This window comes from Pseudomonas fluorescens, from assembly GCF_902497625.1.
GTDB lineage: Bacteria > Pseudomonadota > Gammaproteobacteria > Pseudomonadales > Pseudomonadaceae > Aquipseudomonas > Aquipseudomonas fluorescens_BQ.
Window position 1 is genome coordinate 89,242 of the sequence record NZ_CABVGX010000019.1, and the last position, 14,446, is coordinate 103,687.

15 protein-coding genes are annotated in these 14,446 nt (G+C 58.9%); 6 read left to right on the forward strand and 9 right to left on the reverse strand.

Annotation, left to right across the window (positions count from 1 at the left end; all coding sequences use genetic code 11):
* Nucleotides 1-156 precede the first annotated feature (156 nt).
* From F8N12_RS13755 to F8N12_RS13765, 3 genes are all read left to right on the forward strand, one after another.
* Nucleotides 157-540: a hypothetical protein gene (locus tag F8N12_RS13755; RefSeq protein ID WP_150580904.1), complete on the forward strand. Its 384-nt coding sequence runs from the start codon at nucleotides 157-159 to the stop codon at nucleotides 538-540.
* Between the two features lie 470 nt (nucleotides 541-1,010).
* Entirely contained in the window at nucleotides 1,011-1,205 is a 195-nt protein-coding gene (locus F8N12_RS13760) for a hypothetical protein (RefSeq protein ID WP_150580905.1), read from the forward strand.
* Between the two features lie 105 nt (nucleotides 1,206-1,310).
* Nucleotides 1,311-1,493, forward strand: a complete 183-nt coding sequence (locus F8N12_RS13765) for a hypothetical protein (RefSeq protein WP_150580906.1) — start codon at nucleotides 1,311-1,313, stop codon at nucleotides 1,491-1,493.
* On the opposite strand, the gene F8N12_RS13770 is transcribed toward F8N12_RS13765, so the two are convergent.
* Nucleotides 1,490-2,554: an AI-2E family transporter gene (locus F8N12_RS13770; protein WP_150580907.1), complete on the reverse strand. Its 1,065-nt coding sequence runs from the start codon at nucleotides 2,552-2,554 to the stop codon at nucleotides 1,490-1,492. The genes F8N12_RS13765 and F8N12_RS13770 overlap by 4 nt on opposite strands.
* 165 nt (nucleotides 2,555-2,719) lie before the next feature.
* On the reverse strand, nucleotides 2,720-3,583 hold the full coding sequence (locus F8N12_RS13775) for a LysR family transcriptional regulator (RefSeq protein ID WP_150580908.1): 864 nt from the start codon (nucleotides 3,581-3,583) through the stop codon (nucleotides 2,720-2,722).
* 96 nt (nucleotides 3,584-3,679) lie between these two features.
* Here F8N12_RS13775 and F8N12_RS13780 point away from each other — a divergent pair, with 96 nt between their 5' ends.
* Nucleotides 3,680-4,603, forward strand: coding sequence for a DMT family transporter (locus tag F8N12_RS13780; RefSeq protein ID WP_150580909.1), 924 nt, complete (start codon nucleotides 3,680-3,682; stop codon nucleotides 4,601-4,603).
* A gap of 53 nt (nucleotides 4,604-4,656) precedes the next feature.
* Here the strand turns inward: F8N12_RS13780 and F8N12_RS13785 are convergent, their stop codons facing one another.
* Nucleotides 4,657-4,872, reverse strand: coding sequence for a hypothetical protein (locus tag F8N12_RS13785; protein WP_150580910.1), 216 nt, complete (start codon nucleotides 4,870-4,872; stop codon nucleotides 4,657-4,659).
* Nucleotides 4,873-4,961: 89 nt separating this feature from the next.
* Complete coding sequence (locus F8N12_RS13790; protein ID WP_150580911.1) at nucleotides 4,962-5,678, reverse strand: FadR/GntR family transcriptional regulator; 717 nt, start codon at nucleotides 5,676-5,678, stop codon at nucleotides 4,962-4,964.
* A gap of 144 nt (nucleotides 5,679-5,822) precedes the next feature.
* Here F8N12_RS13790 and ampC point away from each other — a divergent pair, with 144 nt between their 5' ends.
* The gene (gene ampC, locus F8N12_RS13795; RefSeq protein WP_150580912.1) at nucleotides 5,823-6,992 is read left to right on the forward strand and encodes a class C beta-lactamase; all 1,170 of its coding nucleotides are present in this window, start codon (nucleotides 5,823-5,825) and stop codon (nucleotides 6,990-6,992) included.
* Nucleotides 6,993-7,278: 286 nt separating this feature from the next.
* On the opposite strand, the gene F8N12_RS13800 is transcribed toward ampC, so the two are convergent.
* The 5 genes from F8N12_RS13800 to F8N12_RS13820 form a co-directional block, all read right to left on the reverse strand.
* The gene (locus F8N12_RS13800) at nucleotides 7,279-7,818 is read right to left on the reverse strand and encodes a DUF4174 domain-containing protein (RefSeq protein ID WP_150580913.1); all 540 of its coding nucleotides are present in this window, start codon (nucleotides 7,816-7,818) and stop codon (nucleotides 7,279-7,281) included.
* Between the two features lie 135 nt (nucleotides 7,819-7,953).
* Nucleotides 7,954-10,197: an ATP-binding protein gene (locus tag F8N12_RS13805; protein ID WP_150580914.1), complete on the reverse strand. Its 2,244-nt coding sequence runs from the start codon at nucleotides 10,195-10,197 to the stop codon at nucleotides 7,954-7,956.
* Entirely contained in the window at nucleotides 10,194-10,793 is a 600-nt protein-coding gene (locus tag F8N12_RS13810; RefSeq protein WP_224787704.1) for a biliverdin-producing heme oxygenase, read from the reverse strand. The genes F8N12_RS13805 and F8N12_RS13810 overlap by 4 nt, the downstream gene beginning before the upstream one ends.
* Nucleotides 10,794-10,983: 190 nt before the next feature.
* Complete coding sequence (locus tag F8N12_RS13815; protein ID WP_028624626.1) at nucleotides 10,984-11,769, reverse strand: sulfite exporter TauE/SafE family protein; 786 nt, start codon at nucleotides 11,767-11,769, stop codon at nucleotides 10,984-10,986.
* A gap of 411 nt (nucleotides 11,770-12,180) precedes the next feature.
* Nucleotides 12,181-12,930, reverse strand: a complete 750-nt coding sequence (locus F8N12_RS13820) for a hypothetical protein (protein WP_150580916.1) — start codon at nucleotides 12,928-12,930, stop codon at nucleotides 12,181-12,183.
* A 241-nt stretch (nucleotides 12,931-13,171) separates the two neighbouring features.
* Here F8N12_RS13820 and F8N12_RS13825 point away from each other — a divergent pair, with 241 nt between their 5' ends.
* Nucleotides 13,172-14,320, forward strand: coding sequence for an aldose epimerase family protein (locus tag F8N12_RS13825; protein ID WP_150580917.1), 1,149 nt, complete (start codon nucleotides 13,172-13,174; stop codon nucleotides 14,318-14,320).
* The last annotated feature ends 126 nt before the right edge of the window (nucleotides 14,321-14,446 follow it).

Here is a 14,446-nt window from a genome sequence, read left to right on the forward strand (position 1 = left end):
CTGCACGACGGTAAAGAAACCGGTACAGACCTTACACAAAATTTACCCGGCGGCTGTGCTGAATTTTGCAAAACCGCTGTCTTAAGAAGTATCCCCGCGACGATCCTTGGGTCTAGTGCAGACGCAAGCGCCGGGGCGAAGAATCGAGGAAATATCATGATCCGTAGAATGCCCACAGTGGCTTTGCTGATTGGCGTGCTTGCTGTCGCGGGGCAGGCCGAGGCTGGTGGCGGTCACGGCTGGCAAGGTCCGGCCGTATTTGGTGCGATTGTCGGCTCGGCGATTGTCGGTTCGGCCATTATCAACAGCAACCGGCCGGTGTATGTTCAGCAACCGGTTTACGTGCAACAGCCGGTATATGCTCAGCCGCAGCCGGTGTATGTGCAACAGCCGCCGCCGGTTTATTACCAGCCGGCGCCGGTCTATGTGCAGCAACCGGTCTATTACGGGCCGCCACCGGTTTACTACGGGCCACCTCGGGGGTATTACGGGCCTCCCCGTGGCTATTACGGTCCGCCGCACGGGCATGGCCGCTGGTAGTCCGGCCGCTAACGGTTTCACCCTTCGTGCGGCACACCTGTAGGTGCTGAACTTGCTCGCGGTGGCGGTGTGCGGGTGAGGTGGATTTTGAAGGTGTACATATCCGTTGTTGCGATCAGGGCTGCTATTGGTTCCGCTATTACAGCGGGTTACCGGAAAAGCCTGCGCGGCCCGGCACAAAGTAACCAAGCGCAAGCGACTCTGACGTACGGTGGCTCGCTAAGGCTCGCCCCTCTGCTGATCGTTCCCACGCCCGCGAGGGAATGCCGCCAAGGACGCTCCGCGTTCCGAAGTCGACGCCGTCTCTAAGAAAACCCTCAACGTCGCAACCGGAACAGCCTTCGCCAATGCATCTGGCAAGATCCGATCAAATAACCTGCGCCGCCAAAAAAGGTCATATTTATGTCACAACAAATCCGCAATCTGGATCAGTCCGTCAAAACACGTCGATAAAAACAAGGACGAGCTCAATGCCTACACAAAACCCCCACCGCACCATCGGCCTGTGCACCTCAGCCAAGGTCTACAACGTACTGACCGAACTCAAGCACCTCGAAGGGCATCGCAACGCCAAAATGCTTTCGCTGCTGGCAGAAAACCTGGTGCGCAAAGGTCTGCTCAGCGAGCAGGAAGTTGTTCATATGCTTGACCTGGTGGTTGACTGAATCCGTCAAGCCTCGCTTGCGTCAATGACGACTATCGAAAGCGTTGATTGTTCGTACCCGCGCCGGATCCGTAAGGTAGCCCCATAGATTGATTGGAGGTTACCCATGTCCCAGGTTCAGATCATGTCCGTTATCGGCAGCGCAGTACCCGCTCAACTCAGGGAGCTGGGCTTGCTCGCCTGTTGGTACCTGATGCAGGACGGCGAGCCAATCAGTGGCCCGCTTACGTCGCTGCCCGCCGCTCAGGCCCTGTCCCAGCGCATTGGACAGAGCCGGTTCTGCGCTTAGGAAGGCAACTGTACCCGTGGTTTGGTTTCGCTGAAGATCGCCCAACTCGACAAGAACAGTGCGGCGATCAGCGGCCCGATAACAAAGCCGTTGAGACCAAACACCGCCATGCCTCCCAGGGTCGAGATCAACACCATGTAGTCCGGCATCTTGGTGTCCTTACCCACCAGGATCGGGCGCAGCACGTTGTCCACGAGGCCGATCACGAATACACCAAACAAGGCCAGCACAGTGCCTTGCCAGATCATCCCGCTGAGCAGGAAATACACGGCCACGGGTGCCCAGACAATACCCGCCCCCACTGCTGGCAGCAGTGACAGAAACGCCATCATCACCGCCCAGAGCAACGCGCTCGGGATGTCGAGAAACCAGAAAATGAAACCGCCCAACGCGCCCTGCGTGACGGCTACCAGCAGGTTGCCCTTGATGGTCGCGCGCACTACCCGGTTGAACTTGAGCTGCAGACGACGTTTCTGGTTTTCCTGCAAAGGTACGGCGGCGCGAACTTTGCGCGCCAGCTCGGGACCATCACGCAGGAAGAAAAACAGCAAGTACAGCATGATGAAAAAACTGATAATGAACTCGAATGTGCCTTGGCCAAAACTGAACGCCTGAGTGGCCAATACCTGCCCGCCCTGCATTGCACTTTTGATGATTTTCTCGCGCAGTCCGTTCAGCTCGCCCATGCCGAAGCGATCCAGCTGATGCTGAAAATATACGGGCAGACTCTGCTTGAATTGCGCCACGTAACCAGCGATGTCCAGTTTGCCGCTCTCGACGTTCTGATAGAAAATCGCGCCTTCTTGAACCAGCAAACCGCTGATGATAATGACTGGCAGAATCGCGATCACCAGGCAGATGCTCAAGGTCAGCAGCGAGGTGATGTTGCGTTGCCAGCCGAATCGCAGTTGCATCCGGCGCTGCATCGGCGCAAACACAATCCCTAGAATCACCGCCCAGAAGACCGCGCCGTAAAATGGCAGCAAAATCCAGATGAAGGCGATGGTCACCAGGGACAGCAGAATCACCAGCGATTTGTTCTGTAATGTCTTTTCGTTCATGTCCAATCCATGTCAGTCCGCAGGGTCGCGTTGCGCGACCTGATGCTTAGTCCGCCACGGTGCGCGCGAGTGCCATCCGTTTGTTATCAAGCATAGATCCATAACGACAAACCCCGCGCAGGGCACGTGTACAAAGGCAGCATTCTTTGGGAACTTGCGCACCAGTTACGCAAACTCCTCACGCAACATCGCCACAAACGCCTCTCGCGCCGGGTGCACTCCGGCGTTTTCATGCCAGTAAAACAGGTTGTCGATGGCGGTCAGCTCGGCAAATTCGTAACCTGCACAACCGGCACCCTTGGCGTATTGATCGAACACGCCTTTAGGCACCAGCGCAACGCCGGCGCCGGCACTGACGCACCCTACGATTGCGCCGTAACTGGCCAGGCTGACAATCGGCAGTGCTTGCCTCTGACCTGATAACCAATGCTCGAGCGCCGCGCGGTACGGGCAACCGACGGGCCACATGAACACGGTCTTGTCCTGCAAATCGGCGACATCGCGTAACGGCCCCATGGATGTCGAGGCAATCAGCAGCAGGTCTTCGCGGTACATCGGTGTGCGCCTGAGTCGGGAGCGCTCGACGTCGACCGCGACAATCGCGCCGTCGAGCCGATGATTGAGGGTGTCATCGAGCAGCTGGCTCCAGGCGCCGGTGGTCAATTCCAGGGCGACCGCCGGGAAACGCTGGTGAAATTTCGCCAGCAGGCGCGGCAACCGGCCGGTGGCGGAGGACTCGATGGCGCCGATGCGCAAAAGGCCGGAGGGTTCGGCTGACGGATCCACCGCGCGTTTGGCTTCCGCCGCCAAGGCAAGCATCTTCGAGGCATAGATCAGAAACGTCTGGCCTGCAGGGCTGATGCGCAGTCCCCGGCCTTCGCGTAGAAACAACGGCACACCCAGTTCCGCCTCCAGCGATTTCAACCGGGCGGTGATATTCGACGGTACGCAATGCAACAGCTCCGCTGCGCGAGCGATGCTGCCCTCGTCCGCCACAGTCTTGAACATGCGAATCTGCGCCAGCTCCATACATCACCGATAGTGAACGATAACGCCAGTATAAGTCAGTTGTGGCGAATGGTCCGAATTCTGATACTCCCTGCATCTGCCCTTAGGTGAACGACCATGCAAGCTGAACGCCCCGCCACCGCCTCCCCCGTAAGGATCACCCTGGCCATGGCTTTTGTCGTGGCGTGCTGGGCTTATGCTCCAACGGGCATCCACATCGGCTTGCAGGCGTACGAGCCAGGGCATCTGGCGTTGCTACGGTTCCTGCTGGCCTCAGCATTCATGGCCTTGGTGGCGACGATAAAAGGCATACATTTGCCAAACCTGCGCGATCTGCCGCTGCTGATAGTTCTCGGTTTTTTTGCAGTGAGCCTGCATCACGTGGCGCTGAACGTCGGCCAGCAAGGTGTCAGCGCCGGTGCATCCAGCGTGCTGGCGCAATCGACGCCGCTGTTCAGCACGTTGCTCGCCCGCTTCGTCTTCAAGGACAGCATCAGCTCCTGGCGCTGGGGCTGCGTACTCCTGGGTTTGCTCGGCGTAGTCACGGTGGTCGCCGGCGATCGAGGGTTCGGCAGTATCGGCGCTCACGGCTGGCTGATTTTGTTGGCGGCGCTGTCCTGGAGTTTCTACTTTGCTCTGCAAAAGCAACATGCGCGGCGCTACGACGGATTGACGCTTGTGTGTTACACGGTCTGGTTCGGCACGCTGCTGTTGTTGGTGTATCTGCCCGGACTGATGAGCGAAGTACTCAGCGCGGATCCCGATGTGCAACTGGCGGTGATCGGCCTGGGCATCTTTCCCAGTGCCCTGGCGTACCTGACCTGGGCGTACGTGCTGGCGCATGTGGACCTGAGCCGCGCGACGATGACGTTGTACCTGATCCCGCCCACTGCCATGGGCATTGCCTCGTTTGCCTTGGGCGAGCAGCCGACGCTGATGGTAGTGGTTGGCTCGGTGGTCGTGCTGGTGAGTGTGCTGGCCCTGAATCTGGAGCGGCGGACAGCGCATGTGGGAGCACAACTCACCCGCGTACAACGATGACGCGATCAACCTGCCGCCCACAAAAAACCCGGCACACTGGCCGGGTTTTTTGTTCAGCGCCTGTCGTCGGAGAGCGGCGAAGGCTCGTCGGCCGGTGGCATGTCCTCGCCGGCCGCCGGATCCTTCCAGTCATCCGGACGTTCCGTGACAGCTGGATCGTGCGAAGGATCCATGCCTGGAGGCGCATCGTGATCGATACCCGATTCGGTCAGGGGATCATCGGGATTGGTGTTGGGCGTTCCGCCCTGGAACATGGAATCGTCAGACATGACGCACCTCATTCATGAGGTCCAGCAACTCTGGGCCGTATCGTTTGGAAAACGCTCCAGCGGACAGGTGCAGTCGAGCAGACCAGCGGTCAGTCACGATCGGCCAGAAAACGGTCGCGGCTATTGGTCAGGTGCAGCCACATCGCTGCGCGCGCAGCGTCCGGGTCCTGGCGCTTGATTGCGTTGAGAATGGCCTCGTGCTCCAGATTGGCCAATTGACCCAGCTTGGTCAGATCCGCCGCGCCGCGCTCGACCGCGTTGACCCGGGTGCGCGGAATCATCGCGTTGCCCAGATGCTGCATGATTTCGCTGAAGCTCACATTGCCGGTGGCTTCGGCGATCAACAGATGGAAGCGCTTGTCGGCCTCGACGCAACTGTCGCTATTGGCGAGCAGGCGTTGATAGTCGTCCAGCGCTTCACGCATCTGCTGCACTTGCTGAACCGTGCGACGGGTTGCGGCCAAAGCCGCTGCCTGAGTCTCCAGGCCCATACGCAATTCCAGAATGCCGCGCACACCCAGCGCAGTATCGACGCTCAGCCGCAACCCCTGTTCCGGTGCCCGCTCAATCACGAACGTGCCGATGCCATGGCGGGTTTCGACCAGCCCGGACGCCTGCAACTTCGAGATCGCCTCACGTACGACGGTGCGGCTGACCCCGTGCTCCAGAACGATGGTATTTTCCGACGGCAACTTGTCGCCGGGCTGCATCTGGCCGAGCAGGATGCTCTGGGTCAGTTTGGCAACCAGGTCGTGGGCCAGATTGTGGGTGCGCTTGCGGGCAGGCGCGTCGAGGTCTTCTTGCATGGCGATTATCCGGGAGCAGAGCTAACAGGATCGTAGCATTGCGGCGGGCGGTAATGTCTGGAAAAAGACTCGTCAGCTTGCAGGGTTGTCAAACCCTTGGAGACTGCTTAGATTTTTCGCCCTACTTCGCTAAAGTGACCGGTCATGCCTGGCAAAAAACTGAATAAACTTGCGCTCTGCGCTTTGCTCCTGCCGTTGCTCGGCGCAGGCCACTGCATGGCGGCAGATAGCATCGAAACCCTGGTCAACGCTGCCGTCGAGCCGGTGATGCGACAGCAGCAGATTCCGGGTCTCGTTGTCGCAATCACCGTCAAGGGTCAGCCGCGCTTCTTCAGCTATGGCGTGACTTCGACAGAAGCCGGAAAACCAGTGACTCAAGACACGCTGTTCGAAATCGGCTCGCTCAGCAAGACCTTCACCGCTACCCTCGCCGCTTACGCCCAGGCCACCGGCAAACTGTCGCTGACGGACAAGGCCGGTCAGATTCTGCCGACGCTGCAGGACAGCGCCTTGGACGGCGTCAGTGTGCTTCAGCTGGGCACTTATTCCGCCGGGGGATTGCCGCTGCAGTTTCCAGCAGAAGCAGATGCGCCAGACAAAATGTTCGGTTACTTCAAAAGCTGGCAGCCGGTTTACCCGGCGGGAACCCATCGCCAGTATTCGAACCCGAGTCTGGGTCTGTTCGGCTATTTGGCCGCCCAGCGCATGGGCGCGCCGTTCGATGACGCCATGACAAAAACCGTTCTGCCCAAGCTCGGTCTGAAACACACCTGGCTCGAGGTGCCGGCGGATCAGATGGACTTGTATGCTCAGGGCTACAACAAGGATAACCAGCCAGTCCGGGTTGGCCCGGGCGCGCTGGATTCGCAGGCGTACGGGATCAAAACCAGCGCGGCGGACATGATCCGTTATGTTCAGGCAAACTTGCGGCCGGCTGGTCTCGAAGCGCCGATGCAAAAGGCCATTGCGACGACGCAGACGGGATTCTACAAGGTCGGGGAGATGACTCAGGGCCTGGGTTGGGAGATCTACCCGTACCCGGTGACGCTTGAGCAATTGCTGGCGGGCAATTCGACGTCAATGGCGATGCAAGCGCACAAAGTCGAGTGGCTGAACCCGCCGCAATTTCAGCCCGATCATTCACTGTACAGCAAGACCGGTTCGACCGGCGGCTTCGGCGCTTACGCCGCTTTCGTTCCTTCGAAAGACCTCGGCATCGTGATTCTCGCCAACAAAAACTTCCCCATCCCGGAGCGAATCAAAATCGCCTCTCAACTGTTGACGACGCTCTCGCAACCAGCCAAATCCGAATAGCAGCTGCAAGTTCTGCGATGTCCCTGTAGCAGCTGCCGAGCCTGTAATGTCCTTGTAGCAGCTGCCGAGCCTGCGAGGCTGCGTCCGAGCGCGCAGCGATCGCCGTCGGCACGATGATGAAAGATTGGGTAAACCGCGAATGCATTGGCGAGTGCTGCGCACCCGGACGCAGCCTCGCAGGCTCGGCAGCTGCTACAGAGTCTCGTGTGCTCGGCAGATGCTACAGAGTCTCGTGTGCTCGGCAGCTGCTACAGGGTTCTGTGCAGTGTGAACGTAGGCCGCCGATTTAATCGTCGGGCATCTGCGGTGGCTTGGCGGGTTTTGCCGGTTTGGTGTTGGCGCCCTTGGCCGGGGGCGGAGCTGCTTCGGTAGCTGGCGGCGGCGCCGCCATCGCGGCTTCTTTTTCCGCCATCGGCATTGAGTCGATAGTGCTGAAAATCTTCTGCAGGTCGATGTCATCCGACTGCTCAAGTTTCTTCTCGCCGTCCTTGCCCACCAGAATGACCTTGGTCTTTGCGCCAGCTCCCAGCCTCAGCGAGCGGATCAATGCCGCCGTGTCCTGGGGCCCCAGGTCCTTGCCTTCGCGCTGGCCCATCAGATTAAGTACGGTGTACAACACCATGCTTCGGTCAGTGAAGCCTTTGCGATTTTCAGGCTCATCCAAGGCCTTTTTCAGGCTCAGCCATGCCGGGTCGACCGTGCTCGGCGCAATAACAATCAGCGGCCGCGTCCGGCCCTTGTCCATGTCCAGCGGTGAGTCGCCATCGGCGGCGAGCAAAGGGCAGGCGAAAGCCAGTAAGGTAGTCAGGGTCAATGACCTGAGCATGCGCATCTCCTTTTGATATCCACGCTTTAATGATTGCGCATCGCGGTGATCGTTCCGGTTAACGCTCTTTGATTATGTCTCACCTGGCTGAAAGCTTAGGTCAGCGCGCCCATTGCGCAACTGAGCGGGCGCGACTCATCCGCCGTTTTTTATTGCTTGATCGATGACCAATGCGGGGATTGAAAAGGTAAAAACGCTGCCCGTCCCCGGCTCGCTTTCCACCCATAGTTGGCCGCCATGAGCTTGCACGATGCTGCGACAGATGTACAAACCCAGCCCGCTGCCATGGATGTTACCGTCACGAACGAACCAGTAACGGTCGAAGATGTGTGGCAAATGCACGGCCAGAATTCCACCACCGTTATCACGTACCGAAATCAACACTTTGTCGCCGGACTGCCGCGCATGCAGGTCAATCCGCCCGCCCGCCGGGGTGAACTTGATCGCGTTGCCCAACAGGTTGGACAACACCTGGAAGAGTCGCTGGGGGTCGGCATTGATGCACAACGCAGCCGTGCTGGTGCAGTTGAGTTCGATGTTTTTATGCGAGGTGAGCGTGACCAGCAGCGAGCAGGCTTGCTGCAGCAGATCGACCACGTCCAGCGGTTTGCATTCGAGGGCGTAATGACCGGCATCGAGTTTCGACTTGTCGAGCAGGTCGGCAATCAGCTTGCTCATGCGTGACGAGGCTTCTTCCACGGTCCCCAACGCCGCGCTCAGACGTACTGAAACCAGACTTTCGTCCCGGGCCACCAGGCGCTGCATCATTCCGCACTGCATGATGATAATGGTCATGGGATTGCGCAGATCGTGTGAGACGACCGCCACCAGTTCATCACGCTCGCGCACCGCTTCATGCTCGCGACGCACCTGACGGGACAGGTCGTTTTCGATTGCATGACGGCGCAGCTCAGCCACGGCGTAAACATCTGCGGCAGTCCACTGCAGGGCCTTGCCGTCGACCAGTTGCTCCCACAGTGCAAAGGAAGTGCGCGGACGCAATCGTGGGGTTCCCTGCCCTTGGTCAATGAAATGTTCGTCCGGATGGCCGCTCCATTGCATGCTCGAGCGCACTTGCGGGCGAAACCACAATACGCCGTTGTCCACTGGTTTTGGCAGCACGAACGCCAGCAAGCCGCTGGCCACGTTGCTGTAATGAGCGCTGGCGCTGTGCAGACTTTGCAAGTGATCGGTCACCAACGGCGCAGCCGTTTCGAGACATTGCTCGCGGACCCAAAGATAGAGTGCACGCACTTGATCGACTGACGGGCACTCGCCAAGCAACTCAAGGCGATCCCCGATCAGCACGGCCACGCCACTGGCCCCGGTCAGCGCCAACAGCGCGTCGGAATGTTCCAGCAGGCCTTCCAGCACATCCTGTTGACCCGTCTGCATGGCGGCTGTCAGGTCCGCGATCAATCCGGACTTTCGCGTTCGTTGAGCCTGCTCGTCACGCGTTTGCAAAGCGCTGATCTGTACGCTGAGCAGTTGCGCGATTGCCGCGCACATCGCCCGCACGGGATAGCTGACCCGCAACGGTTGCGGATGGGCGCAGGTGATCAGGCCCCAGAGCTGGCCGTCTTCGAGCAGTGACAGGCTCATGGACGCGCTCACACCCATGTTTTTCAGATACTCGCAGTGCACCGGCGAAACGCTGCGCAGTATTGAAAACCCGAGATCCAGAGGCTGTCCGTTATCTGGCCGCAGCATGGGTAGAATCGGTACCGGCACATAGTTCGCATCGGGGATCACGCGGATCCAGTTCAGCCGGTACAACTCACGCGCCTGGGGTGGAATGTCCGATGCGGGGAAACACTGGCCGAGGTAGCCGGGCAAACGTCCGCCCAGCGCTTGTGCAAGAACTTGTCCGTGCCCTTGCGGCTGGAAGCGGTAAATGAGCACCCGGTCGAAACCCGCCAGACGGCGAATTTCTTCCACACTGACGCGGTACAGATCATCGAGCGTGCTGGCCGCCTGCATTCGCCGCAGGGTTTTCAGCAGCCCGGTCGCATCATCGACAGGGTCGGTCAGTGGCTCCAGTTCAAGCAGGATCACACCGTCCTGGTGGGTGAGCACGCCGTTGAACCGTTGTCCGCCGATATGCAGCAACAATGGATTGACGTCTTCCAGATCATCCACCAAGAGCGCCTGACGCACCTGCTCTGCCGCAGTCGCACCCGTCAAAACGGCTAACGGTTGCGCGAGGACAGCTGCGACGTCATGGCCGAGCAATGTCGCACAATTGCGGCTGGCCTGCTCGATGATCAGCCCGACCGCGCTGAGTGCCAACAGCACACCGTGGGGCTGTATCGAACCCGGAATGCGGATCGGTTCGTTGGCGCAGTCGGCCAGCGCGGCGTCGAGTTCTGCAGCCCTCATACCAAAACCCCACACTGGTCGAGCCACTCTTCGAACGCCTTGAACGTAGCCTCGGCCGCCAGCACCGACTGCGCGCGATCCTGGGGCTCATGCATCTCATACAGACAGGCGAGAAAGCCGCGCCACATCAGCAATGTCGAGTCACCATACACCGCAAAAAACCGCCCGCCGCCCTGTTCATCGATACCAAGGCGCGAATAAATGCCATTGCGCAGCGATTGCCCGCCCAGCGTCGCGCCTTCGAGCACGTACAACACGCCCAATACGTCGGCTACTGAGGGAATTGTGGACGGGAAGGAACACAGCGGGAGGGCTTCAATGGCCTGTGCATCCAGCCCCAGTGCGTAGAGGTCGGCTTCGAGTGAGGGGGTTTTGCTGCGAATCAGCCAGTCCAGACCTGGAATATTCATCGCGACCTTGAACAGCGAGTCTTCCAGGGGCCGGTAAAATCCGTAATAGGCCATGATCAGGCGGGTATAGACCTGCAGATCGTCGGTGAAGAAGGGAATGCGTTTTTCCAGCGTCTGGTGCTGTCGGGTGGTTGCACTGCGCAGCTCGTCAAGTATCAACGGCAGGCTCTTGGGCGGCGCAGTCACGACGATATGTCGAGGCAATACCCGGTTTTGTGAATGTAATCTTGAGCCGATTGGGAATGCACGTGCCACCTCTGTCATGTCGATCACGGGGGATGCCGACAGGTCATTCGCGAGAGGCGGACGAAGGCTGGCTTTTCACCGTAGCACCTAAAGCGCACAGCCGGTGGTTTGATTTGCGCGCCTCTGGCGGTCAGAACGCCAGTTTGTAGCCGATCAACACCAGCATCGTTGCCAGGCACGGACGTAACACTTCATCGGAGATGCGGCCGGTCAGGTGGCTGCCCAGATAAATGCCCGGCAGCGAGCCGATCAGCAGATACCCCAACACTTGCCAATCCATGTTGCCCATGCTGGCGTGGCCAAGACCGGCAACCAGGGTCAGTGGCACTGCGTGAGCGATTTCCGTACCGACCAGGCGGCGGGTCGGCAGCAGCGGATAGAGGATGAACAGCGCCACGGTGCCCAGTGCGCCGGCGCCGATCGAGGTCAGAGCAACCATGGTGCCCAACACCAGACCGGTGATGACCGTCAGCACGTTGAGGCGCGAACCACTCGGATTGTAATGGCCGCCCGCACGCTTATGGGCGAAGTCCAGCAGACGCTTCTTGAAAAAAATCGCCAGGGCCGTCGCAAACAGGACGAAGCCCAGTGCCTGCTTGATCACAGCATTCATCGCATCGGGAGACGTGTGCAGCGTGCTCAGAAACCATAAGGTCATCGCCACGGCCGGCACGCTGCCGAGGGTCAGCCAACCGGTGATCGCCCAGTCGATGTTTTTGTTTTTTCGATGGACCAGAACGCCGCTGGATTTGGTGATGGCGGCGTACAGCAAGTCAGTGCCGACCGCTGTCGCCGGGTTAATGCCGAACCACAGCAGGATCGGCGTCATCAGCGAACCGCCGCCCACACCCGTCATGCCGACGATGAAACCCACCACCAGCCCTGCCACGACCAACCCGACGTTCACCAAATCCATCAAGACATCCACTCAGACTGCGGGGAAAAACTGGCCCGCAGCATAGCGATTTTTCTTATAACTTCTTAGAACGATGGGGACTATCGTTATTCCGCTGTTCTGAGGTCGAGGTTATTGTTTGTTACAGCGGTGTTCGCTGATTGGGTCGGGCGCGTGAAGCTGTAGGGGCCGAACTTGCCCTGATCGCGGTCCGATCGCGGTCCGATCGCGGTCCGAGCCTGACGCAGGCTGCGCCAGCTGCTACGGGGGTTGTTGCGTTCCGTAGAACGCCAGCTCCATGGGGCCGGGTCCACCCTCAAGAATCCAGCAAAATCATAAGTCCGCCTTCGCGAGCAGGCTTCGCTCCTGCGGGGACTGAATACATTCAGCGAAACCGGGCGGGCAATACTGACGAAGACTCAAGAAAGCCCCTCACTGCACCGGCAAAAAATTCAAAAACAGCAGACTTTGCGCATAATTCAGCCCGATCCGCCGATAACGCTCATCCAGCATCTGCGTGAGCAGATCCAGGCGCGCCACGATCTTGCCGAATTCCACCGCAAAACTCAGGTTGCTGCCCTCCTCCGATATCTCATTTGAAAACAGTAACGGCTCGCCCTGCTTATTCTGCCGCTGGCTGAGAATCCACGTGGCTTTCTCAATGTTGCGCGCGGCGTTGTTGACGAATGTCGGGTTGATCGCATCAGTCATATAGAACTCGACACGATTGCCATGAGCGGTAACCAACATGCTGCCGATGGCATAGATGAACGCCCCGACCCGATCGCCAAGAAACTCCGGACTCATGGCAAAACTCAGCGCCGCCAGGTCCTTTTTGCCGCCCAGGGTCGGCAGCGGCTGTTGCTGCTCGATGGCCATTCGAACCTGCTTTTCCGCCGTGCGTGCATCGAGAAAACCGGACTTCTTCAACTCTTGCGGATTACGCAGATACAGCTTGCTCATGAGCAAATACAGGCTGTCCAGGTTATCGCGCATCGCCAGCGTCGCCATGCGGTCAACGCTGGTTTGCAGGAACTCCTGGGGTTTACCTTCGCGAAACTGAGTGATGATGCCTTGGCCGTCGCGATGGCTGCAGCCGGACGTGAGCAACATCGACAGAATGGCGAGCAACCAACTGAGGCGGCGAATGTGCGCAGAAAGGAGAGGTGAAACTCGAACCATGGATTATGAACTTGGCATGGGCCGGCGGTGGGGATCGCCGCAGGCTGGCCAAGGATAGAGCCGCGAAAGATGAAAAAGTGCATTACCGACGGTCCATAACGCGATCCGGCGGCGACCGATGACGAATTAGTAATACTTTATAATTGAAAATGGAGCCAGATTAGCTATATATCTAAGTTGTGATCGAAAACACAGATCATTGGTATGACTAATAAATCACAAAAACAAAAGGATGGTCAGCATGCTTCCATTTCGTCCCTCGCTTTACGGCTTAGGATTGTCCCTGATGATTGCCACTCTCTCCGCCCAGGCCAACGGCCTGACCAGTGAACATAAACCTTTCGGCAAGACCGATGATGGCACGCCAGTCGAGCAATACATCCTGCGTAACAGCCACGGCATGGAGGCCATCGTCATCACCTACGGCGGCATTTTGCAGTCGCTGAAAGTGCCGGACAAAAATGGCAAACTCGAAGATGTCGTGCTTGGATTCGATGATGTGCACGGCTATCAGACAGGCACCGCGTTCTTCGGCGCGACCATCGGACGTTTTGGCAACCGCCTGGCCAACGGCGCCTTCGAACTGGATGGCAAGCGTTATCAGGTGCCACTCAACGACGGCACGAATTCATTGCACGGCGGCGCTCAGGGGTTCGACAAACACGTCTGGAAAGCGCAGCCGGCCAAGGACAAAGATTCAGTTGGCGTGACCCTCAGCTACTTGTCGGCGGACGGTCAAATGGGCTTTCCCGGCAATCTGCAAACCGAGGTCACCTACAGCCTGACCGAGAACAACGAGCTGCGCATCGATTATAAGGCGTCCACCGACAAGCCGACGGTGCTGAACCTGACCAATCACAGTTACTTCAACCTGGCAGGCGCGGGTAATGGCGATGTACTGCAGCAGGTCGCTACATTGCACGCCAGCCGTTACACGCCCGTCACCGGCAAATTGATCCCTACCGGCGAACTGGCGCCGGTGGCCGGCACACCGATGGACTTCACTAAACCCACGGCAATCGGCACACACATCAAGGCCGATCACCCGCAGCTGAAATTTGCCGAACCAAAACAGGGTGGTTTCGATTTTAACTGGGTGCTCGACGCCAAGGGTGACATTGGCAAACTCGCCGCAGATGTCAGCGACCCGCAATCCGGCCGGCGCTTGCAGCTGTACACCACCGAGCCTGGCGTGCAGTTCTATACCAGCAACTTCCTCGACGGTACAGTGAAGGGCAAGGCCGGCAAGACTTATGCCCACTGGAGCGCATTTACCCTGGAAACTCAGCACTATCCCGACTCGCCGAATCAGCCAGACTTCCCGTCCACACGCCTTGATCCAGGCAAAACCTACACGCAATCCACCGTGCTGAAATTCTCAACCCTTTAGCGCAGCGCGTGTAGCAGCTGCCGAGCCAGCAGCGCGCGACGCGTGTAGCAGCTGCCGAGCCAGCAGCGCACGACGCGTGTAGCAGCTGCCGAGCCTGCAGCGCGCGACGCGTGTAGCAGCTGCCGA